Below are 21,982 nucleotides of genomic sequence, written 5' to 3' on the forward strand. Positions count from 1 at the left end.
TTCATGTCTATGTCTACCATTGGTGGAGAAAAAATGTCGGTTTTAGTTCTGCAATAGACTCAGGAACCAGCCAGCCTGATGGTTGTTCTGGGCCAGCATGGTGAAGACCTCCTTGTCCTGGAGATGAAAAAATCCGAATCTTTCTTTTATTTTAGCGTAGTGCAATGATTTTGGGGAGGATTTTTTTTGTATACAGCGAAGTGAGGAGATAGGAGATGCAGGTTGGAGAGTGCTGGAAAAATTCCGGCCGAGGAGAGAGGGGAATATTATGAGTTTGAAGCAAAAATTTATGTTGCTGTCCGGGATTATGGGCCTGTTGATGGCTGTGGTGGCAATCACCGGATATATCATGGCCAGCAGGGAACTCCAACAAAGCGTGGACAGTGAACTGCGGACGACGGTTTCCCGAGAAGTGATGGACCTGGATGGCTGGCTGCGGGAAAAGCGCGCTTTTGGTGTGGCTACCACGAATTATATGACCAGCCTGAATGGCAATTACGATATCATGCACAAGAAGGAAACGCTGGGCACGACCATTTCGGATAAGGAAATCCTGGAAATGACCGGCGGTACGGAGGACGGCTGGTGGATGGGTTTCTACACCGGGGACAAGACCGGCAAGCGTGATCCCCGTCAGCGCCCTTGGTACAAAGAAGCCAAGGCGCAGGATAAGGTGCTCTTTACCGATGCTTATGTAGCAGCCAGCACGGGAAAATTGGTAGTATCGGTGGCTGCGCCGGTAAAGGCTGATGGACAGTTCATCGGTGCTACCTGTGTGGATATTGCGCTGGATGCTATCACCGAACAGGTCAATAAGATGAAGTATCATGGTGAAGGTGCCGGCGTTGTCATGGAGAAGAGCGGCAATATCCTGGCCACTTCCGGCGCCGGGGAGCAGATGAAAAACTTCAAGGACATTGAGGGCTGGGGAAATCATTTTGATGAAATCGTCAAGAATGGTGAAGGCTATTTTGAGACGACTATCAATGGTGAAGAACAGGTCTTTGCCTATCAGTCTGTGCCTTCTACGGGCTGGATCGTGGGCATTTCCGTACCTAGTTCTTTCGTATTTGCTTCCTTATGGAATCTGAAGGTGATTTTCCTGTGCCTTATCCTGGGTGGGCTCCTGGTGTCTGGGTTTGTCTGCCGGACCTTTGCCGGACAGATTACGGGACCGGTGGTGAAATTGGAAAACCATGCTTCGCAGATGGCCAATGGCAATCTGAAGCTGGAGCAGCTGCCAGTGGAATCTGCCGATGAGATCGGTGAGATGACGGCTGCTTTCAATACCATGAGCACGAATCTGCGTGCGCTCATCCATAAGATGGCCTCAACCAGTGAACAGGTAGCAGCGGCTTCGGAAGAATTGACGGCCAATGCCCAGCAGTCGGCAGAGGCATCCGTGCATGTAGCCGAAACCGTAGGCGAGGTTTCGATGAGCATGGAACAGCAACTGTCCGATATTGATGGCGCTAAGAAGAATGTGGATGACGTCTATGCCGATGTATCGGCCATGACGAAAAAGGCACATATGGTTTCGGATACTTCCAACCGTACGGCAGAAGCCGCATACAAGGGTTCTCAGCTCATGGAGAATGCGGTCAAGCGCATGGGCAATATCGAGCAGAGTGTTATCGCCTCGGCCGAAGTGGTGCAGAAGTTGGGTGAAAACAGCAATCAGATTGGGCAGATCGTGGAGGCAATCTCCTCGATTGCCGAGCAGACGAACCTGTTGTCGCTCAATGCTGCTATCGAAGCAGCCCGTGCTGGCGAGCATGGCCGTGGCTTTGCCGTGGTGGCCGAGGAAGTGCGCAAGCTGGCCTCGGAATCCCAGGATTCGGCAGAGCAGATCAAGCAGCGTATCACGTCCATTCAGCAGGATACGGCAGAAGCTGTGAAAGCGATGCGGGCAGGGACGGAAGAAGTAAAATCCGGCACGGCGGCGATTCGTGAAGTGGGCGAGCAGTTTGAAGGCATCCTCACCATGGTCGATGGCATCAAGCAGCAGATGGATGAAATCAATACTTCGGTGAATCTGGTTGCCGAGGGCACAGGGAATATCGTATCGGCGGTGGATTCCATTGATGGCATAAGCCGGAAGACGTCGGAACATACCCATACCATTTCGGCAGCGGCCCAGGAACAATCCGCATCCAATGAAGAGATTGCCGCAGCATCCCAGGCGTTGGCGAATATGGCAACGGATATGCAGACGGCAATCGGCCAGTTCAAACTGTAACAAAGGGATAGAAATAATGTAATTGGCGTGATGGTATAGGAGAGATATCATGGAATATAAGATTGGACGCAGTCAGGCCGTGCCGGTGGACAATGCCATCAGTCAGGCCTGCCGGCAGATGTCACAGGCAAAGTTCGTTTGGTTTACGACTACGGTGGCTGCTTTTGCAGAGACCAGCAGGAAGATGCAGGAAAGGTTTCCGCACAGCATTGTAATGGGAACTACTTCCATTGCCGCGTTCTCTGATGCGGGGATTTTTCATGATACCCTAGAGGTCCTGGCAATCGAAAATGGGATTGAATGTGTGGGCAATGTGCTGGAGGAGGCTGATCGCTGTCCGCTGAAGTATGTGGGGCGCGTTCAGGAGGCGGTCCGGCAGCTCGGTACGCATCGTGCCGATGATACCATCTGCCTGACAGCCACGAATGGCCTGATTTCCTGCGAGGAGTCTGTGCTGGCGGTGCTGAATTCCGTGCTGCGCAAGGAACATATTGCCGTCTTTGGCGGAACTGCCGGAGACAGGGGATTGGCAGAAAAGACCTTGGTGTCCCTGAATGGGCAGGTATATGACAAGGCCAGTGTATTTGTCCTGCTGCGCAACCTCGGTGGGAGAATCCATCTCTTCCGCGAAAATATCTATAAACCAATCTGTGAGCCCTTGACGGCTACGCAGGTGGATGCTTTCAATCGCAAAGTCATGGCCTATGATGGGCGTCCAGCCTCGGAAATGGAAGCGAAGATGCATGGCCTTTCCACTGCGCAGATGGACCGGAATTTCCTCGATAGCAATCCTGTAGGGCGGATCATTGGCAAGGATATGTACATCATTGCCAATGATGATCTGGATACAGACCGTCGTACCATGAAATACCATGCGCGGATCTACGAAAACGATCAGATTGTCATGCTGCAGCCGGATGACTATCGTCAAGTCAACCAGGAAACCATGCAGAAGATCAGGCAGGCAGTACCGCGTCCGTCCTTATCCATCATGGTCAATTGCCTGGCACGCACCCTGCTCTTTGAAGGCGACGGCTATGCGGATGAATTCTTCCGCAACATGGGCACCGTGCTCGGGGATTATATCGGCTGGGGTGGATATGGCGAGCAGATCTATGAACAGCATTTCAATCAGACGATGATTGCCGCTGTGTTTGAGTAAGGAGCGTATCATGGGAATCTTTGATTTCGGCAAAAAAAAGGAGCCGCTGTATAATCAGCGGGCTATGGATAAGAAGCCGCAGGCGGCAGCTGCAGCACAGCCGGTACGGTCCGGGGCGGTGACTGCTATGCCCGCAGGGCAGGCACAGGCAGATAAGCAGATTGCCTATGGCATCGATTATCTGGATGAGCGCATGAATGAGCTGACGCAGGCAGAGGCTGGCATCGCGGAGTATATCCGCAAGATGCAGGAAACATATGCCGGCATTGGTCAGATGAACGAGGATTTTACCTATCTTAATGCGCATTTCAATGATCTGGAAGATTATGCCCAGAATATCTCCACCATCATGGACAATTCAAGGTCAGTGGTCAGCGAAGCGGGCAACAGCGTCGGAGCATTGTCGGATAAGATGCAGGAGATAGAGGGGAAACTGGACGAGATCACAGCGGTCTTCCAGGAAGTGGAAGAAAAGTTTGCCAATATCAAGAAGATGTCAGAAGGCATTGAGGGCATCGCCACCCGTACCAATCTATTATCGCTCAATGCCTCCATTGAGGCGGCGCGGGCTGGTGAGGCAGGCCGTGGTTTCAGCATCGTGGCGGAGAACATTCGTGAGCTGGCGGCTTCCACGAAAGGGCTGGTCGAGGGAATCGATACGAATATCAATGCCCTGTATCAGTCCATCGGGGAGATGAGTCAGGCCATCGAGCAGACACGCCAGAAAACGATGGAGAATGCGGAGTTTGTCAGCCAGGTGCAGGCAAGTTTTGATGATGTCAGCAAGAGTACGGAGAGCGTAGGTGACTACAGCCATCGGATCGTGGATGGCATCCACAAAACCAGCAGCATGATGGAGTCGGTGGCTGATGGTGCTGGCTCCGTGAGCGGCCTGGTCACCTCGATGCGGCAGAATATCCATGGCTTGAAAGAGCTTATGAGCGAGAAGAATGTGATTGCCTGCAGCATGATTGACTTCCTGCGGCAGGTCAAGTGGCTGATTACAGAACGCCACTGAGAAAAATATAATATGGGGGATAACGAGAGTGAGGCTGACCGGTCAGGTCAGCCTCACTTTTTGCCGTCGTATGGACGAGCTGATAATAACTTTGATTGAGTATAAAAGAAAACAATCATAATATTGATATTATGTATACATAAAAAGACAGAAGGATTTGATTATTCATATGACGAATATGCATGATATAGCCTGGATTTCCGGTTTTGTAAAGGAGGATGCTGAAAATGGAAGCCCTGTATGCTGCGTTATTTCTTTTGCCACTGATTGTGGATATATGCATAGGTTATGATTCCTATATGTGCTCTCATAGCATATCAAAGGCTATGGCATGGTTCTTCGCAGGTTTGGGAGCGCAAATCTTGGTGGGGGTATCTATCCTATAGGGAATAAAGTCAATTGCTATGTTTTGGGAAAGTTATGATGATTGTTTTTGAATGTCGGGGCTGGCTATGAAGATGGAGACTTTATAGGTGCTCTGGTGTTTGGGAAATCAGAAATCCAGGCTATAAGTGAATTGGGTTAAGCTATAAAGAGAAGCAATCCTATTATATATGTAGGAAATTCATGCACTTCATGGTGATGGCCTTGGCATCGTCGTTCTTATGCTGGCAGAGATATTCCAGCGTGCAGACGTAGAGGAAGGCTGTGATGGGCACGAAGCGCCGGCCTTTGTGGAAATTGCCCCAGAGCAGGAGCTTTTGGTAGATCTTTTCCACATCGTCGATGGTCAGAGCGTATTTCCGGATGATCCGGCGCAGTTTGTAATCCTGCTGGCAGTAAGCATAGATTTCGGCCAGCAGTTTTTTATTGTGCAGGTCGTCCTGGTATTTTTCAATCAGGCGACTGTTCATATTGGAACGCTGGAGAGAGTGGCGCATTTCCAGCAGGAAGATGATGGATAGGATAGCTATCAGGAGCATAAAAAAGTAATACATGCTTGTCACCTCATTAATTTCTTTCTATGCTAGTTTAGCATAGTTTATGGCAAATTTCGAGGGTTTGACAATACGAAAGAAAACTGTTATGATTACTGTCATCTCGTTTTAGGGGATGAAAACGAGGGCATAAATATAATTTCTGTAAGGCTTTTGGGATTAGAAAAGGAGACAATTTATATGAAAAATCTTGAATGGTGTGACCTGGTTGAGCGTTTCTATGCTTTCAAGACGGTAGCTGACCGTCTGGGCTTCTATGTGCCGGAGACGGCTGGTATGGAAGCAAGCCTCTATGAGTGCCGTCCTTTTGCTGCTGATGTGGAAGTGGCAGGCAAGGTTCGCACGCTGCAGGAAGGCAAGGCGCCGCAGATCGACTTCATGGATTGGTCCAAGGCTGAGACGCCGGTATATGACGATAACGACGAACTGGCTCATGCTTAAGAGCGTTTGTCTTAAATTTGCTTAGCTTCACTATGGATAAGGCGCGCAATGTGTGGTATAATTCATACATTGCGTGCTTTTTCATTTTTGATGAGGCGGCAGAATATTTGGGGTATGGTATTCGTACCCATGATATATAGGCGGTGTTTCTCATTAGTAAGCAGGAAGTATCAACTGAAAATAAGTCCAGCAAGGGGGAGTCTTTCCTTAAAGGGACGTTTATCCTGACGGTGGCGGGCTTTGTGGTCAAGGTCATCGGTTCCTTGAACTGGATTTTCGTTTCCCGTATCCTGGGCGGTGAAGGTATCGGTCTTTATCAGATGGCTTTCCCAATTTATTTCTTTGCCATGACGGTGTCCCAGGCTGGTGTGCCTGTGGCGATTTCCATCATCACGGCAGAGCGGGTGGCCCTGAAGGATATCTATGGCGCCAAGCGGGTATTCCATATCTCCATGGCCTTGATGCTCGTGACTGGCCTGTTCTTTTCCTTTATGACCTATTTTGCGGCGGACTGGCTCATCGACTGGCAGTTTGTGCGCGATGCCCGTGCCTATAAATCCATCGTGGTACTGGCACCGACGGTGTTCTTCGTAACGCTTTTGGCCAGTTCCCGCGGTTATCTGCAGGGCTGGCAGCGTATGACGCCGACAGCGGTTTCGCAGATCGTGGAGCAGATTTTCCGCGTCATCACGATGATCCTGCTGGCAGAACTCTTGCTGCCCTGGGGGCTGGATTACGCGTCTGCCGGTGCTTCCTTAGGTGCATTGGCCGGGGCTGTAACGGGGCTTATGGTGCTCGTGTATTTCCACTGGAAGCTCGACAAGGATATTGAGCGGGATTACGGCCATGACCTGCAGCCGCTGCCGGGGACGGAAGCGGAGTCTGCCTGGTCCATCATCTCCCGCATCTTCAAGCTCTCCCTGCCGGTATCGGCGGCCAGCATCATGCTGCCGGTGGTTTCCAACCTCGACCTGATGATCGTACCCCAGCGCTTGGAAGTAGCCGGGTACAGCGTCAATGAGGCCACGGAGTTGTTCGGTTATCTGACGGGCATGGCGGTGCCGCTCGTCAACCTGTCCTGTATCATCACGGCTTCCATGGCCATGAGCATCGTGCCGGCCATCTCAGAGGCCCGGGCACTCAAGGATATGAAGCGCGTCTACAATCAGACGGCGGCTTCGGTGCGTATCTCCAACTTTGTCTGCTTCCCGGCCTTTGTCATCGTCTTTGTGCTGGCAACGCCAATCGCGTCCTTGATTTACAATGCGCCAGGCGCCGGTCCGGCTGTAATGATTTCGGCTGTGAGCATCATCCTGTTGGGGCTGCATCAGGTATCGACAGGTATTCTGCAGGGCCTTGGACATCCTACCATTCCGATGGTGAATATGATTCTGGCAGCAGTGGCCAAGGTCATCCTGAACTGGGAGCTTACGGCAATCCCCTGGCTGGGCATCATGGGTGCAGCCTGGGCGACGGCTGCGGATATGGGCGTGGCCGCCATCATCAACCTGATTTTCATCTATAAGTTCATCGGCTACCGCATGGAAATCCCGCAGCTTTTGAAGACCATCGTGGCGGCAGCGGTCATGGCGGCAGCGGTGTATTTCTTCTATGATTTCACCATGGCCTGGTGGCAGATTGGGGCAATTTCGACCTTTGGGGCGGTCATCTTCGGCTGTGCCGTTTATATTGCGGTGATGCTCGTAATTGGCGGTCTGAAAGAAGACGATCTGCAGCGCATGCCGATGATTGGCCGTGTAGGTATCAAATTCCTGCGCAGGATTGGCGTGTTCAAAGCGGAAGGAAAACAGGAGGCGTAAACATTGCAAAAACTGGTGTTGTTCTATAACCCGGTTTCGGGGCATGCAGCCTTTAAAAACAAATTGGACTGGATGGTTGAAGCCTTTCAGCAGCGGGGCATCCTGCTGCTCTTTTACCGGACGAAAAAAGAGGGCAATGAGGATTTTGTGGATTTCCTGCGGGAGGTAAAGCCGGATGGTGTTCTGGCCGCAGGTGGTGACGGCACTGTGCATGAGTGCGTCAATCTGCTGGTGAAGAACAAGATCGATTTGCCCATGGGCATTATCGGCAGCGGCACCTCCAATGACTTTGCGACCTATCTCAAGATCAATGAGGATATGGAAGCCTATTTTGATAAGATTGCTGCCGGTTCCTGCCGCCGCATGGACGTCGGCAAGGTCGGAGAGCAGTATTTCATCAACGTGGCCAGCGCCGGCATGATGGCCTGCATTGCCCACGAGGTTGACCGCCGGCTGAAGAATTCCCTGGGCAAGATGGCCTATTACCTCAAGGGCTTAGGGGAGATTCCGAAGTTCCGTTCTGTGCCGCTGAGCATTACGGCTGATGGTGTCAAACATGAACTGGAGGCCTTCCTGTTCGTGGTCATCAACAGTGCCGTGGTGGGCAGCATGAAGAATGTGGCCACGGGCATTTCCGTAGAAGATGGCAAGCTCGACCTTTTGGCTATCAAAAAATGCGGTGTCCATAAGCTTATGGCAATCACCGCGGATTTAGTGGCCGGTCGTCCGGTCAATGAAAAGGATGGCGTGGTGCATTTGCAGGCGAAGGATTTCCTGATTGAAACCGAGGGCGAACTGCCCAGTGATCTGGATGGTGAGGAAGGGCCGATGCTGCCCTTGAACATCGAAACCATCCCGCAGGCTATTGCCATCTATTGCTGAAGATGGGCGACTGCTGGAAGTCGTTGCGCTCGGTGGGTAGCTGACAGGTCAGATTTCGCAGTTCGGTGGCAATGGTATCCAAACTTAACATCTGTTCGAGAAGCGTGAGGCCATGGGCCTCGCGCCTTTTATTTGTCGTAAGGTACTGGCTGGTTTTTGTGATCAGGGGGATGCTGCTGTGCTCCTTGATGGGGCGCAGCAAGGTCTTGCCCCGAGGGCTAGCGGCCAGCAGCCGGGCATAGAGGGGCCCGGCTGCGGTGAAGGCCGCCATATCCGCTTTTGTCAGCCCCAGCAGCAGATAGAGCAGGGTACGGGCAATACGGCTGGAGGGGTAGCGTTTGCTGGTGACGGCCTGCGCGAGTTCCCGCCAGGTGGCTGCGGTCTTTGACCGGTCAAGGATGCGGTTTTCCAGCCCTTCGTTGATGCCATAGCAGCTTCGCAGTTCCGCCAGCTGACTGTTCAACAGTCTGACCTGCAGGGGCAGCAGCAGCCTGTCCATTTGCGGCAGCTGACTGGTCTGAAGCTGATCGATCGATTGGCAGGTGGCAGGGGGAAGGAAGTTGGCAGGAATGGCTTCCTGCTGGTAAAGGGCCTGCCGGATGGCGGTGGCGCTGGCCAGCGGTGCATGAAGGCTTTTTTCATGGTAACCGGCTCCCTGCCGCTGGATCAGCAACGGTTTCAGGGGGCTTTCCAGCTGGCGGAGGCTGCGCAGGTATTCCAGCGCCAGGATGTTGTTGGGCTGCTGCATGAGGTGGGCAGTGTCCTTATCGATAGCCAGCACCTGACTCAATGCCTGTGCATAGGACTGACCGGTGGTAATGGCTTCGTGAAGGGCCTGCTGGCTGGCAGGCGCATCCATCTGTGCAGCCAGCTGCTGGAGCCGGGCAAGGTCCGGGCTTTCTGCGCCGAAGGCCAGCTGCGTGACGATGCCCAGGCGCTGCAGCAGTGTCACGCCGCCCCGGGCAAAGTCCTGCGCACTGCGGCAGGCAAAGACGAAGGGCAGTTCCAGCACGAGGTCGCAGCCGCTCTCAACGGCACACTGCGCCCGCTGCCATTTATCCAAGATGGCGGCCTCACCCCGCTGGGTGAAACTGCCGCTCATAACTGCAATGATCAGGGAATCGTTTTGTTCCTGGATCTTTTCAATCTGATAGCGATGTCCCAGGTGAAAGGGATTGTATTCGGCAATGATGCCTGTGATTTCCATAAGCGAGCCTCCGCGATGATTTTCTTGTTTCAGTTTATCATGCTTTGCGCCGTTCGCATAGTGCTGCGATGAAGGATAGGGGGAAATTTGTCCTTGCCTTGTGTGTGGCTCTTTTTTCGGTTACAATAGTATGGTGTAAATCAGGTACGCAAGTGAAAAACGGGTGTGGGGCTTATGGAATTGATGGTGCGCGTGCCCGGTTCCTGCGGGGAATTGGTGCAGGGCTGGGCACATGGTGAGTATTTTTTGGGGACTTGTCCCATTGATCGCTATACGACGGTGCAGGTCGGAGAAAGGCTTTCTGATATCACAGGGCTGGGGGAAAAATCCCGGCGGGCTTTGGCGCTGACCTTGCAGGCGCTCGGAAGCAAGGAGTTTCCCTATGGCCTGAGGCTGTGTTCGCAGCTCCCGCAGGGCAAGGGCATGGCCTCTTCCAGCGCGGATATTGCCGCTGTGGTGGTGGCGGTGGCGGAAAGCTTACAGCAAAAATGGTCCCCGCAGTTCATCATGGATATCGCCACACAGATCGAACCCACGGACGGTATCTTCTGTCCGGGTATCGTGCTTATGGATCATATCCATGGGCAGGTGCTGGCGCACTATGACCACCTGCCGGCAATGCGCATTGCCATGTTCGATACCGGGGGCACGGTGAATACCTGCTCGTTTCATCAGGAGCGGTCCGAGAATAAGAGCCGGGGGACTGGCAGTGAAGGTTTGCTGGCAGCTTTCCAGCAGGCCATGGAACAGGGGCGGGCAGATTTGCTGGCTGAGGCGGCCACCCGCAGTGCCTTTGCGAATCAGGAACTGCTCTACAAGAAGGATTTGGCCAAAGTCTGGCGTCTGGGGAAGGATGCCGGAGCCTTGGGCATAAATGCTGCGCATAGCGGTACGGTGATCGGTTTGTTATGGAGCAGCGGCATAGAAGATACAGAGCTTCGCCGCCGGGCTGCGCTGATTGCCCGGCAGTCAGGGGTGCAATTCATGGACCTGGTCCATTTGTGTTCCGGAGGCGTGGAGGTTAAGAGATCATGAAGAAGCTTAAAGATATCCCGCGGCTGGTTATTGCGGCTACGCAGTCCGGTGCGGGGAAAACCACCATTGTTACGGGATTGTTGGCGGCCTTGCGGCAAAAAGGGCTGAAAGTTCAGTCCTTCAAGGCAGGTCCGGATTATATCGATCCGGGGTATCATGCGCTTGCCAGCGGCCGGCCAGCGCATAATCTGGACAGTTGGCTGACGCCGGCGGAAAAGCTGCCGGAAATCCTGACGGAGGAAGCGGCAGATGCCGATATAGCCATCATCGAAGGCGTAATGGGGCTCTATGATGGCGGGCGGCAGGGCATCAGCTCCACGGCTGAGATAGCCCGGCTGCTCAAGGCTCCAGTGCTGCTCGTGATCGATGCCAAGTCCATGGGGGCTTCGGCAGCGGCCATTGCCCAGGGGTTCCGCGCTTATGATCCGGAGGTGCAGCTGGTCGGGGTTATCCTGAACCGTCTGGGCTCTGCAACACATGAAGCCATGATCCGCGAAGCTATGGCCGGCATTGATATGGAAGTATTTGGTGCACTGCATCGGGATGAAACCCTGCATATGCCCGAACGCCATCTCGGCTTGCTGCCGGTGGAGGAAAATCAGGAACGGGAATTGATTGACCATATGGGGCGCGCGGTGGGCAGCAGCCTGGATCTGGACAAACTGCTGGCTTTGGCCCGCAGCGCAGTACCATTGCCGGTGGCTGCGGAGGAAAGCGCGCCCGGAGCTTATCGATGCCGCATCGGCATCGCCCGGGATGAGGCGTTTTCCTTTTATTATCCTGCCAGCATCAAGGTATTGGCGCAGTCGGGGGCAAAAATCGTACCCTTCAGCCCCCTGCACGATGAGGCTTTGCCGGATGTGGATGGACTCTTTATCGGCGGCGGCTTTCCGGAGATGTTTGCGGAGCAGCTGACGGCCAATGCGGCTTTGCGGTGCCAGATCCGTCAGCAGGCCGGGGCGGGAATGCCCATGCTGGCGGAGTGCGGCGGCTATATGTATCTGATGGAATCCCTGCAGGATTTTGCCGGCAAGGTTCATGAGATGGCCGGCGTGTTCGCTGGGCAGGCCGTGATGAAGGAAAAACTGCAGATGGTCGGCTATGTGGAAGCGGAACTGCAGCAGGATTCACTGCTCGGGAAGGCCGGTGTGAAGCTGAAAGGCCATGAATTCCATTTTTCGACTGAAAAAGAACCGGTGAGTCCGGCCAAGGCGCCGTTCGTCTTCCGGAAGCTGCGGAACAATCTTGAGTATCCGGCGGGGCAGCAGGTGCATCATGTTTTGGGCAGTTATCTGCATCTGCACTTTGCCGGCTGCTCGGAAGCGGCAGCATGTTTTGTGCAGCAATGCATTGCCTATGGGAAGAAGCGGGGGCATGATGATGGAGAGATTTGAGCACGGCGGCAATATTTATGCTGAGGCACCGGCGGGAGGCCGGTGGCTGGATTTTTCGGCCAATATCAACCCCTTGGGGCTGGCACCGGAGGTTAAAGAAGTCATTGCGCAGAATATCGAAGGTATCGTGCATTATCCGGACCCTGCGGCGCGGGAAATGAAAGCCGCGCTGGCACGCCATTACGGACTGCCGCAGGAGCAATTGCTTCTGGGCAATGGGGCCGCAGAACTCTTCTATCTGCTGCTGCATATGGTCAGGCCGAAACGGGTGGGCCTGCCGGTGCCGTCCTTCAGCGATTACCAGCGGGCGGCTGAGGCCGTGGGCGCAGAGGTGGTCTTTTCGCCCTTGCTGGCCGTTGAGGATTTTCAGGTGGATACGGACCGGCTGAAGGAGGAATTGGGAGAGGTGGACTGCATCTTCCTGGGTAACCCCAACAATCCTACCGGGAAAGTGTTGACCAGAGAGCAGCTCATGGCTTATCTGCCCTTCCTCAAGGAGCGAGGCATCTGGACGGTAGTAGATGAGTCCTTTTTGGATTTCCTGCCTGACGAAAAAGATTACAGCGTCCGGGATTTGGTTCGTACATACAGGCATCTGCTGGTGGTGCGTTCCCTGACGAAGTTCTATGCGATGCCGGGGCTCCGCCTGGGCTTTGCCAGCGGGCATGAATCGCTAATCGAGCGGCTGGAACGTGGCAAGGATGTCTGGAATGTCAACAGCCTGGCGCAGGCGGCAGGTGTTGCGGCTTTGGGGTTAAAGGAGTATCATAGTAAGAGCCGCAGGTTCGTGCAGCAGGAAAAGGACTGGCTGTATGCCAGACTCTGTGAGATTCGAGGGTTGAAACCCTTGCGGCCCAGTGTGAATTTTATCATGACAGATGTTTCCCAAACGGGGCTGACGAGCGCTGAACTTACGGCACGGATGCGTGCGCAGGGCGTGTTGGTGCGGGATTGTGCCAATTATGCGGGGCTTGAGGGCCAGCAGTACATTCGTCTGGCTGTGCGTACCCGTGAGGAAAATGAACAGATGCTGAAGGCATTGGAGGCAGTAGTTTGACAAAGGTAATATTTATTCGTCATGGACAGACGGAATGGAATATGAATGGACGCTATCAGGGACAGTCGGATGTGCAGCTTACCGTAGCGGGAAAAGAGCAGGCGGCAAAGCTGGCAGAACACTTTCCGGTAAAGGAGATTGACGCGGTCTATGCCAGTGACCTGAATCGTGCGATGGTTACGGCAGAGGCAGTGGCCGGCAGGTTCGGCCTGTCTGTGCAGGCCGAACCCGCCTTCCGGGAAATCAGCTTCGGGGAGTGGGAAGGCCTGACCTATGAACAGATTGTGGCCAAATGGCCGGAGGCGATGGGCAATTTCCTGCAGCATCCGGATATCCTGGAGATTCCTGGCGGGGAGACTTTTCCTGCCGTGCAGAAGCGTGCTGTAGCAAGGTTAGAGGAACTCGTTGCCAAGCATGAGGGACAGACCATTGCAATCGTGGCTCATGGCGCGGTATTGCGTACCCTGCTGACAGCGGCATTGCATATGCCCCTGCAGTACCTTTGGAGCATCCGGCAGTTCAATACGGCGGTGAATATCGTGCGTTATGATGCCGGCGCCAGCCCTACGGTGGAATTATTGAACAGCACGTCCCATCTGGGAAGTGAACAACCGCAGGGGCTTATATAAGGAATGGAAGGGAGGCATCCTTATGCATTTAGATGATAGATTACAGGCTTTGGCCGATTTTGTGCCGGTAAAGAGCCGTGTTGCCGATATCGGCACGGACCATGGTTATTTGGCTGTGGCCCTCATCAAGCAGGGCAAGTCGGATTTCGTGGTGGCCGGAGATCTGAACCGGGGGCCATATGAGGCGGCAAAGCGCACTGTCCATGAACATGCCATCAGCGAGGACGTCGTTTCCGTGCGCATTGGTGATGGCCTGGCCGTGCTGCAGCCTGGTGAAGTGGACACAGTCTGCATTGCCGGCATGGGCGGCATCCTGATGAATACCATCCTGGAAGCCCAGCCGGAAGTCACGGAACAGTTGACGACATTGGTGCTGCAGCCCATGAACGGTGCGCCGGAACTGCGGGAATGGCTCTATGACCATGCCTGGCATATCGTGGACGAGAACCTCGTCATTGACGATGGCCGCATCTACGAGATCATCAAGGCTGAGAAGGGCGTCCGTAAGAAACCTTCAGGGCTTGACCTGCTGGTCGGGCCGAAACTGTGGAAGAAGAAACCGCCTCTGCTTCGGCATCATATTGAAGCGCTGCTATTTCAGCAGCGGCGCATCTTAAGCGGTATGGAAAAGAGCGAACGGGCGAAAGGTGACCGGCGTTATGGCGTGATCAAGCGCCGGGTTAAGGCATTGGAGGAGCGGCTCAAATGGTGAAATGTCAGGTAGTCATGGATGCGCTGGAGCGCATTGCGCCCAAGCGGCTGGCGGAGGACTGGGATAATCCGGGCCTGCTGGTCGGGGCATTCAATCAGGATATCCGCAAGGTCCTCGTATGCCTCGATGTCAGTGATGGCGTGGTCAATCAGGCCATTCGCGAGGGGGCAGATTTGATTGTGGCCCATCATCCGCTGATTTTCAAGGGGCTCAAGAAGATTCGTACGGATCTGCCTTTGGGGGCACGTCTGCAGCAATTGCTGAGGCATGATATTGCCGTGGCGGCCGCCCATACCAATCTCGATATCGCCGTGGGCGGTGTCAATGATGTATTGGCGGAGAAGATAGGTTTGAGCAAATTATCCACCTTTGTGATTACCTCGCAGGAAGAGGATGGCACGATGGAAAGCCTGGGGCGTATCGGCAGCCTGCCCGCCCCCATGGCGGTGGAAGATTTTGCCGCGCAGATACGGGAAGCTCTGCCCGCTGAACACGTGCGCCTGGTTAATGCCGGCGCACGTCCGGTGCGCAAGGTGGCCCTTTGCAGCGGCAGCGGAGCGGAATTCATCCAGAAAGCGGCCTTTATGGGGGCCGATGCCTATGTGACGGGCGATGTGAAGTACCACGAAGCCCAGATGGCCGTAGAACTAGGCCTGCATGTGATCGATGCGGGGCATTTTGCCACGGAATTCCCGGTGGTGGAAGTCCTGCGTCAGCGCCTGGCAGAGGAACTGGCTGAGTACGATATGGAAGTCATTGCGGATACGGAGTCGCAGGATTTCTTTACGGTAATATAATCAAATAAAGTTTTAGGAATGAATATGTTGCGGAATGAGTTTACGAAACAGGCTCTGCGCTACCTGCAGATTACACTGGGGGCGCTGATTGTCTGTCTGGGGTTCAACCTCTTTATTATCCCGGCCCATCTGCTGACCGGCGGGATCAGCGGCGTGGCCCTGATTATCTACTATCTGACAGGCCTGCCGGTTGGTATGCAGAATATCGTCTACAACCTGCCAATCCTGTATCTGGCTTATCGGGTGTTTGGCCGGCTCTATGCCTGGGACACCATCGTGGGTACGGTGGTGCTGTCCTTGATCCTCGATGCCACCCATTTCATGGTGGATTGGAACGTCACGCAGGACGGCATGCTCAATGCCATCTTTGGCGGCGTGATGGCGGGCATCGGCTTTGGCATCATCTTCCGGGCCAATGCCAATACGGGCGGTCTTGATGTGGTCGGCGCTGTGGCCAAGAAGTTCTATTCGCTGGACATGGGGACCTGCATCTTCGTGATGAATTTCATCATCGTCATGGCCTCGGCCTGGATGTTCCGTATTGATGAAGCCCTGTATACGCTGGTATCCATCTATGTGACGGCCGAACTCACCAACCGTGTGGCGGCTGGTCTCAATCGGGAAAAGTCGATTTTCATCGTCTCGCCAGCGGCCGAGCAGATCTGTCAGGAAATCATGGAAAACGTCCATCGCGGGGTTACCTATCTCGAGGGCAAGGGCGGTTTTTCCCAGGAGCATAAGGAAGTCCTGTTCATCGTGGTCCGCCTGACACAGGTCAGCCGTGTCAAGGCTATCGTGGATCATTATGATCCGCAGGCATTCATGATTGTATCCGATACTTCCGAGGTGTCCGGCAAGGGCTTTACGCTGGCCTGCGAGACCTATCAGGATGCCCGGCGCAAATGGCTGGAAGAGCAGGAAAGACAAAGGGAAATTGCGAGTGGACAAATGTAACAAAGGTTGCGATTTTGTCTGAGGTAAGGTATAATACATCTAATTTGTGAAACGAAACAGGAGGAGATTAGCTTGGATAAGTATTCACCACAGGAGATAGAAAAGAAATGGCAGGACAAATGGGAAGCCGATTCTGCCTTTAAGACGGAGATGGACGAGAACCGTCCGAAGTATTACGCATTGGAGATGTTTCCGTATCCTTCGGGCAATCTGCATATGGGCCATGTCCGCAACTACTCCATCGGTGATGTGATGGCCCGCTACAAGACCATGGAAGGCTTCAATGTACTCCATCCCATGGGCTTTGACTCCTTTGGCATGCCGGCCGAGAACGCCGCTATCAAGAACAATGTAAAGCCCGCGGACTGGACGTTCTCCAATATCGAGAACATGAAGCGCCAGCAGCGTTCCATGGGCCTGTCCTACGATTGGGACCGCGAGGCCATCACCTGCACCCCGGAATACTACAAGTGGACGCAGTGGCTCTTCGAGCTCTTCTATAAAAAAGGCCTGGCTTATAAGAAAAAGGCTTCCGTCAACTGGTGCGATACCTGTGGCACGGTGCTGGCCAATGAGCAGGTTATCGACGGCAAATGCTGGCGCTGCGACTCCGAAGTCCAGAAGAAGGACCTGTCCCAGTGGTTCCTGAAGATCACGGACTATGCCGATGTGCTCCTCAAAGACCTCGACAAGCTCAAGGGCTGGCCGGAACGCGTCAAGACCATGCAGGACAACTGGATTGGCCGCAGTGAAGGTCTCGAATTCGAGATGCCTGTAGAAGGTATGGAGGAAAAGCTCTCCGTCTACACCACGCGTCCGGATACGGCCTATGGTATCACCTTCGTAGCCCTGGCTGCTGAAAATCCGCTGGTGGAGAAGATCTGCGAGAACAACCCGAAGGCTGCCGAAATCAAGGCCTTCTGCGACAAGGTCCGCAATCAGTCTGAAATGGAACGTACCTCCAGTGAATCCGAGAAGGAAGGTATCTTCACGGGCGTTTATGCCATCAACCCGTTCAATGGCAACAAGGCTCAGCTCTGGGTGACCAACTACGTGCTGGCTGACTACGGTACGGGTGCCGTTATGGGTGTGCCTTCCGGCGACCAGCGCGACTGGATGTTTGCCAAGAAGTACGACCTGCCCATCATCCTGACGCTGCAGCCGAAGGACAAGGAACTCAAGCTTGAGGAAATGGATGCCGCCTACACGGATAAGGACGGCGTGCTCGTCAACTCCGGCAAGTTCACGGGCATGGAAATCCACAAGGCCATGAGCGGCATCATCGACGAAGCCGAGGCACAGGGCTTTGGCAAGCGCAAGGTCAACTACCGTCTGCGCGACTGGCTGATTTCCCGTCAGCGTTATTGGGGCGCGCCGATTCCGGTTATCCACTGCCCGCACTGCGGCGAGGTGCTGGTGCCGGAGGAAGACCTGCCGGTAAGACTGCCGGAGGATGTTTCCTTCGATAGTGGCGCGCTGTCTCCACTGGCCACGAGCGAAGCTTTCGTCAACTGCAAGTGCCCGAAGTGCGGCGCTGATGCCAAGCGTGAAACGGATACCATGGATACCTTCATCTGCTCCTCCTGGTACTACCTGCGCTACACGGATCCGAAGAATGACCAGGTTCCGTTTGCTAAGGACAAGGTCAACTACTGGGCACCGGTTGACCAGTATATCGGTGGTATCGAGCATGCCATCCTGCATCTCCTGTATTCCCGCTTCTTTACGAAAGTGCTCCATGACGCTGGCCTCGTAGACTTTGATGAACCTTTCTCCAATCTGCTGACTCAGGGTATGGTCCTCAAAGACGGCTCCAAGATGAGCAAGTCCAAGGGCAACGTGGTGTCGCCAGAAGAGATCATCGCCAAGTACGGTGCCGATACGGCCCGCCTCTTCATCCTGTTCGCGGCTCCTGTGGACCGTGACCTCGAATGGAGCGACCAGGGCGTGGAAGGTGCGTTCCGCTTCTTAGGCCGTGTATGGCGTATCCTCGACCACTTCGAGGACATGGTCAAGGCTGGCCAGGACGAATACGATGTCACTGCCCTGACCAAGGAAGAGAAGGAACTGCGCCGCGTACTGCATGTGACCATCAAGAAGGTTACGGAAGACATCCGCGACCGTTTCATGTTCAACACGGCAATCTCCTCCATCATGGAACTGGTCAATGCCGCTTATGCGTTCCAGGACAAGGAACTCAATGCTGGCCTGGCCAGAGAGTTTGCTGGCAGCCTCGTGAAGATGCTGGCACCGTTCGCGCCGCATATCACCGAAGAACTCTGGCACAACCTCTTCGGCGAAGGCAGCGTGCATCAGCAGCAGTGGCCGAAGTATGAAGAAGAGGCTACGAAGCTGGCCGAGATTGAGATCGTGCTGCAGATCAACGGCAAGGTAAGAGACCGCATCACCCTGCCGGCCGATATCGACAAGACGGCTATGGAAGCTGCCGTCAAGGAACTGCCCCGTGCCAAGGAACTCACGGAAGGCAAGACCATTGTCAAGGTTATCTGCGTACCGAAGAAGCTCGTGAATATCGTAGTGAAATAAATTTGCATGAAAAAATCCGGGACCATTGTCAGGTTCCCGGATTTTTATTTAAGTTTCTGGTTATTTTCATCGATATATAGAATAGCACAAGGAGGTGCTGCTTTATCCAGCTAGGGAGGTGCAGGCTATGGATATGAGTATTGCCGCTATGTCGGTAAGCATGCATCAGAATCAGGCCATGCAGGACATGGGTGTGGCGATTCTCAAGCAGGCTATGGATACCACAGAGGTGGCTGCAGAGGAAATGCTGGCTGAACTGGCCGTAGATCCGAATCTGGGCAATATCGTGGATATCCAGGCATGACAAAGAGGGACTGCAATCGGTTGGCAGTCCCTCTTTTTGCATGTCCGGATAAAACAAAAAAGACCGCATAGATGCGGTCTGTAAAATTCAAATGGTGGAGACAAGGAGGATCGAACTCCTGACCTCTTGCATGCCATGCAAGCGCTCTCCCAGCTGAGCTATGCCCCCGTGATGTTCGCTCTCGCGTCATCAACGAGTATTAGTATACGGGATAATGCAATTATTGTCAACACCATTTTTAATTTTTTTTCAAATTTTTTTCAGCAGGGAAATATGATACAATGGATAATACAGAATGAAAGAGACAGTAAGGAGTTTTTTAGCAATGGAAAAACAGGATATCCCCAATCTGCAATGGTTCCCGGGACATATGAAGAAGGCCCAGCGGCTGATCGAGGAAAATCTGAAACTGGTGGATGTGGTCATCGAGCTTTTGGATGCGCGTATCCCTTTGAGCAGTGCCAATCCCATGCTGGCTGAGATCATCAAGGACAAGCCACGCATGATTGCGCTCAATAAATCGGATCTGGCGGACAGTGCCAGCACGAAGAAGTGGCTGGATTACTTCAAGGCACAGGGCGTACCTGCTGTGACCATCGATTCCATGAAGGGCAAGGGCATGAAACAGCTCGTGAAGGTGGCCGAAGACCTGGCCCGCCCCAAGACGGAGAAATTCGTCAGCAAGGGGGCAAAGCCGCGGGCGGCCCGCTGTATGATCCTGGGTATTCCCAACGTGGGCAAGTCCTCGCTGATCAATCGACTGGCAGGAGCGGTCAAGGCCAAGGCTGCCGATAAGCCCGGTGTGACGAGAGCCAAGCAGTGGATCAAGATCGGCACGAATTTGGACCTGCTGGATACGCCGGGCATTCTCTGGCCGAAGTTTGAAGATCAGACTGTCGGATTGAAACTGGCGTTCACGGGGGCCATCAATGATGATATCTATGACCGCGAACAGGTCACGGCGCTGCTTCTGGGTATCATGCGCCGGGATTATCCGGAACGCCTGGCTGAGCGTTTCAAGCTCAAGGAAGATGTGCCGGAAAACGGGCTGGAAATCTTAGAGCTCATCGGCCGCAAGCGCGGCTGTCTCGTCAAAGGCGGCGTGGTGGACCTGGAAAAGGCCCAGAACATCGTCCTGAATGAATTCCGGGCCGGGAAACTCGGCCTGGTGACCTTGGATGAAGTTCCCGCAGAAAATGGAGAAAAAAACATTGAATGATTTAAAGAAATATACGATAAAACAAGTAGAGGAGTTTTTTGCGCAGGGGCAGGTGGATGAAGAGTTCTTGGCTGCCTGCCAGCAGGATGGCCGCAAAGCTGTGGGCACATTGCTGCGCCGCTATCAGCGGGAACAGGCAGACAGGGAGCGCGTCGCTGCCCTGTATGAGTACGAGCGGCAGTTCTGGGCCAAAGGCTGTGAATTCGTGGCCGGGGTGGATGAAGCCGGCCGCGGCCCGCTGGCCGGTCCCGTGTCTGTGGCGGCGGTAATCCTGCCCCATGACCTGTATCTGCCCAAGATCAACGATTCCAAGAAGATTTCAGCCAAAGTTCGGGAAGAACTCTATGCTGAGATCATGGACAAGGCCATTGCGGTCAAGGCTGTGTTTGTGGATGCCAAGACCATCGACCGGGTGAATATCTATCAGGCCACCATCAATGGCATGTATGAGTCCATCTTCGGCCTGGCGCAGGAACCGCAGGCCGTGCTGATCGATGCGGTGAAGCTCGAGAATCTGAATATCCCTTCACAGTCCATCATCAAAGGCGATGCCAAGTCTGCTTCGATTGCGGCGGCTTCGATCATCGCCAAGGTCAACCGTGACCGGCTGATGGACGAGTATGATAAAGAGTATCCTGCGTATGGTTTTGCCCACCATAAGGGCTATGGCACGGCGGAACACATTGCGGCTTTACGGAAGTATGGCCCCTGTCCGATACATCGCCATTCCTTCGAGCCGGTTCGTTCCATGTCAGATCCGCAGTTCGAGATCCCCCTTTAAGCAGTCAATCAGTTTATAGCAAAGGTGTGATGGGAAATGCCAATGGAAGCCTCCATGAATGTGGGAATACGCCCAATAGACAGACCGCAGGCCCCCGGGGCTGCGGAGGGAATCGGCCGTCGTGGAGACGGTGGTGGCTCGTCGGCGGCATTCAGTCCCAAGACCAATGTGGCCATTCAGAATGCTGTGGATGATATGGCCGGAATCCTGGCCAGGATTTCCAGCAATCAGGCTGAGGCCGTGGAAAAAATGCCGGCAGATCTACAGAAGCTGATCCAGAATGTCATGAAACAGGCGTTCTCGCTGGAGGAAACATTGGCGCAGGGGTTGGGCAGCACTTTGGAGAGCCAGCGCTTTTCCATGGAACAGCTCAGCGCCTTTTCCCGCATGCTGATGCAGATGGGGAAACTCATTGATCGGGGCATGAATATGGAAGTCAGTGAAACCATGCAGGTATTGCTGACCAATCTGAAGAATATAGCAGGTACGGAGCAGGGATCTGCCCTCGAGCCGGTCCTGTTGACCAAGGCGGCCTTTGAGCTCCTGGATAACAAGCCTTTTACGGAACTGCCCAAGGAAGTCCAGCAGCTATTGCTCACGTTGCAGCCGCAGGGGATGGCACAGTCCCTGCAGAGCGGGGAAAGCAATTCCCTGGGGTTCCTGAAGCAGCTGGTGCAGTATTTTATGCCGCGCCCGGCAACGGAAGGGGAAACGGCAGGGGCTCAGAACCAGCCACAGTCCGCTAATGGCCAGCCGTCCGCGCAGCAGCAGACGGTACAAGGCCAGCCGCAGGCGGTAAACGGTCAGCCGTCAGCACCGCAGCAGATGGCGCAAGGCCAGCCGCAG

General features: G+C 54.1%; 19 protein-coding genes, 1 tRNA gene and 1 pseudogene. 18 read left to right on the forward strand and 3 right to left on the reverse strand.

Features of this window, described 5'->3' with window-relative positions; translation table 11 throughout:
* Positions 1-268: 268 nt before the first annotated feature.
* The 3 genes from BLQ59_RS01240 to BLQ59_RS01250 are packed head-to-tail and all read left to right on the forward strand — an operon-like array spanning position 269 to position 4,419.
* The gene (locus BLQ59_RS01240) at positions 269-2,239 is read left to right on the forward strand and encodes a methyl-accepting chemotaxis protein (RefSeq protein ID WP_074571016.1); all 1,971 of its coding nucleotides are present in this window, start codon (positions 269-271) and stop codon (positions 2,237-2,239) included.
* Between the two features lie 49 nt (positions 2,240-2,288).
* Positions 2,289-3,401, forward strand: a complete 1,113-nt coding sequence (locus BLQ59_RS01245; protein ID WP_074571018.1) for an FIST signal transduction protein — start codon at positions 2,289-2,291, stop codon at positions 3,399-3,401.
* 10 nt (positions 3,402-3,411) lie between these two features.
* Positions 3,412-4,419, forward strand: coding sequence for a methyl-accepting chemotaxis protein (locus BLQ59_RS01250; RefSeq protein ID WP_074571020.1), 1,008 nt, complete (start codon positions 3,412-3,414; stop codon positions 4,417-4,419).
* A 548-nt stretch (positions 4,420-4,967) separates the two neighbouring features.
* On the opposite strand, the gene BLQ59_RS01255 is transcribed toward BLQ59_RS01250, so the two are convergent.
* Positions 4,968-5,357, reverse strand: a complete 390-nt coding sequence (locus tag BLQ59_RS01255) for a hypothetical protein (RefSeq protein WP_074571022.1) — start codon at positions 5,355-5,357, stop codon at positions 4,968-4,970.
* A gap of 180 nt (positions 5,358-5,537) precedes the next feature.
* Between BLQ59_RS01255 and BLQ59_RS01260 the strand changes: the two genes are divergently transcribed.
* The 3 genes from BLQ59_RS01260 (at position 5,538) to BLQ59_RS01270 (ending at position 8,500) form a co-directional block, all read left to right on the forward strand.
* Positions 5,538-5,798 carry a hypothetical protein gene (locus BLQ59_RS01260; protein WP_074571024.1) on the forward strand — a complete coding sequence of 87 codons (261 nt, stop codon included), beginning with the start codon at positions 5,538-5,540 and terminating at the stop codon, positions 5,796-5,798.
* A 143-nt stretch (positions 5,799-5,941) separates the two neighbouring features.
* A complete protein-coding gene (locus BLQ59_RS01265; protein WP_074571026.1) occupies positions 5,942-7,618 on the forward strand; it encodes a putative polysaccharide biosynthesis protein in 1,677 nt (558 codons plus the stop codon).
* Positions 7,619-7,621: 3 nt separating this feature from the next.
* Positions 7,622-8,500 carry a diacylglycerol/lipid kinase family protein gene (locus tag BLQ59_RS01270; protein WP_074571028.1) on the forward strand — a complete coding sequence of 293 codons (879 nt, stop codon included), beginning with the start codon at positions 7,622-7,624 and terminating at the stop codon, positions 8,498-8,500.
* Here the strand turns inward: BLQ59_RS01270 and BLQ59_RS01275 are convergent.
* The gene (locus BLQ59_RS01275; RefSeq protein WP_074571031.1) at positions 8,481-9,707 is read right to left on the reverse strand and encodes a nucleotidyltransferase; all 1,227 of its coding nucleotides are present in this window, start codon (positions 9,705-9,707) and stop codon (positions 8,481-8,483) included. The genes BLQ59_RS01270 and BLQ59_RS01275 overlap by 20 nt on opposite strands.
* Before the next feature lie 174 nt (positions 9,708-9,881).
* Here BLQ59_RS01275 and BLQ59_RS01280 point away from each other — a divergent pair, with 174 nt between their 5' ends.
* The 9 genes from BLQ59_RS01280 to BLQ59_RS01320 all read left to right on the forward strand — a co-directional run bounded on the left by BLQ59_RS01280 (position 9,882) and on the right by BLQ59_RS01320 (position 19,136).
* A complete protein-coding gene (locus tag BLQ59_RS01280) occupies positions 9,882-10,742 on the forward strand; it encodes a GHMP family kinase ATP-binding protein (protein ID WP_074571033.1) in 861 nt (286 codons plus the stop codon).
* Entirely contained in the window at positions 10,739-12,136 is a 1,398-nt protein-coding gene (locus BLQ59_RS01285; RefSeq protein WP_074571035.1) for a cobyrinic acid a,c-diamide synthase CobB, read from the forward strand. Before BLQ59_RS01280 ends, BLQ59_RS01285 begins: the two co-directional genes overlap by 4 nt.
* Positions 12,117-13,193 (forward strand): threonine-phosphate decarboxylase CobD, encoded by a 1,077-nt coding sequence (gene cobD / locus BLQ59_RS01290; RefSeq protein ID WP_256324567.1) that lies wholly within the window; start codon positions 12,117-12,119, stop codon positions 13,191-13,193. Before BLQ59_RS01285 ends, cobD begins: the two co-directional genes overlap by 20 nt.
* The gene (locus BLQ59_RS01295; protein ID WP_074571037.1) at positions 13,190-13,822 is read left to right on the forward strand and encodes a histidine phosphatase family protein; all 633 of its coding nucleotides are present in this window, start codon (positions 13,190-13,192) and stop codon (positions 13,820-13,822) included. The genes cobD and BLQ59_RS01295 overlap by 4 nt, the downstream gene beginning before the upstream one ends.
* Positions 13,823-13,844: 22 nt before the next feature.
* Positions 13,845-14,534 carry a tRNA (adenine(22)-N(1))-methyltransferase gene (locus BLQ59_RS01300; RefSeq protein WP_074571040.1) on the forward strand — a complete coding sequence of 230 codons (690 nt, stop codon included), beginning with the start codon at positions 13,845-13,847 and terminating at the stop codon, positions 14,532-14,534.
* Positions 14,528-15,331: a Nif3-like dinuclear metal center hexameric protein gene (locus tag BLQ59_RS01305; protein WP_074571042.1), complete on the forward strand. Its 804-nt coding sequence runs from the start codon at positions 14,528-14,530 to the stop codon at positions 15,329-15,331. The genes BLQ59_RS01300 and BLQ59_RS01305 overlap by 7 nt, the downstream gene beginning before the upstream one ends.
* Positions 15,332-15,349: 18 nt before the next feature.
* Positions 15,350-16,285 (forward strand): YitT family protein, encoded by a 936-nt coding sequence (locus BLQ59_RS01310; protein ID WP_074571044.1) that lies wholly within the window; start codon positions 15,350-15,352, stop codon positions 16,283-16,285.
* A 72-nt stretch (positions 16,286-16,357) separates the two neighbouring features.
* On the forward strand, positions 16,358-18,832 hold the full coding sequence (gene leuS, locus BLQ59_RS01315; RefSeq protein ID WP_074571046.1) for a leucine--tRNA ligase: 2,475 nt from the start codon (positions 16,358-16,360) through the stop codon (positions 18,830-18,832).
* 127 nt (positions 18,833-18,959) lie between these two features.
* A complete protein-coding gene (locus BLQ59_RS01320; protein ID WP_074571048.1) occupies positions 18,960-19,136 on the forward strand; it encodes a YjfB family protein in 177 nt (58 codons plus the stop codon).
* Between the two features lie 92 nt (positions 19,137-19,228).
* On the opposite strand, the gene BLQ59_RS01325 is transcribed toward BLQ59_RS01320, so the two are convergent.
* Positions 19,229-19,304: transfer RNA gene (locus BLQ59_RS01325), tRNA-Ala, on the reverse strand.
* A gap of 157 nt (positions 19,305-19,461) precedes the next feature.
* Between BLQ59_RS01325 and ylqF the strand changes: the two genes are divergently transcribed.
* From ylqF to BLQ59_RS15855, 3 genes and pseudogenes are all read left to right on the forward strand, one after another.
* On the forward strand, positions 19,462-20,355 hold the full coding sequence (gene ylqF, locus BLQ59_RS01330; protein ID WP_074571050.1) for a ribosome biogenesis GTPase YlqF: 894 nt from the start codon (positions 19,462-19,464) through the stop codon (positions 20,353-20,355).
* Positions 20,348-21,136 carry a ribonuclease HII gene (locus BLQ59_RS01335; protein WP_081342389.1) on the forward strand — a complete coding sequence of 263 codons (789 nt, stop codon included), beginning with the start codon at positions 20,348-20,350 and terminating at the stop codon, positions 21,134-21,136. Before ylqF ends, BLQ59_RS01335 begins: the two co-directional genes overlap by 8 nt.
* 36 nt (positions 21,137-21,172) lie before the next feature.
* Positions 21,173-21,982 (forward strand): annotated as a pseudogene (locus BLQ59_RS15855) (hypothetical protein); the annotation flags it as partial.

It is taken from the genome of Pseudoselenomonas ruminantium, from assembly GCF_900104055.1.
GTDB lineage: Bacteria > Bacillota > Negativicutes > Selenomonadales > Selenomonadaceae > Selenomonas_A > Selenomonas_A ruminantium_C.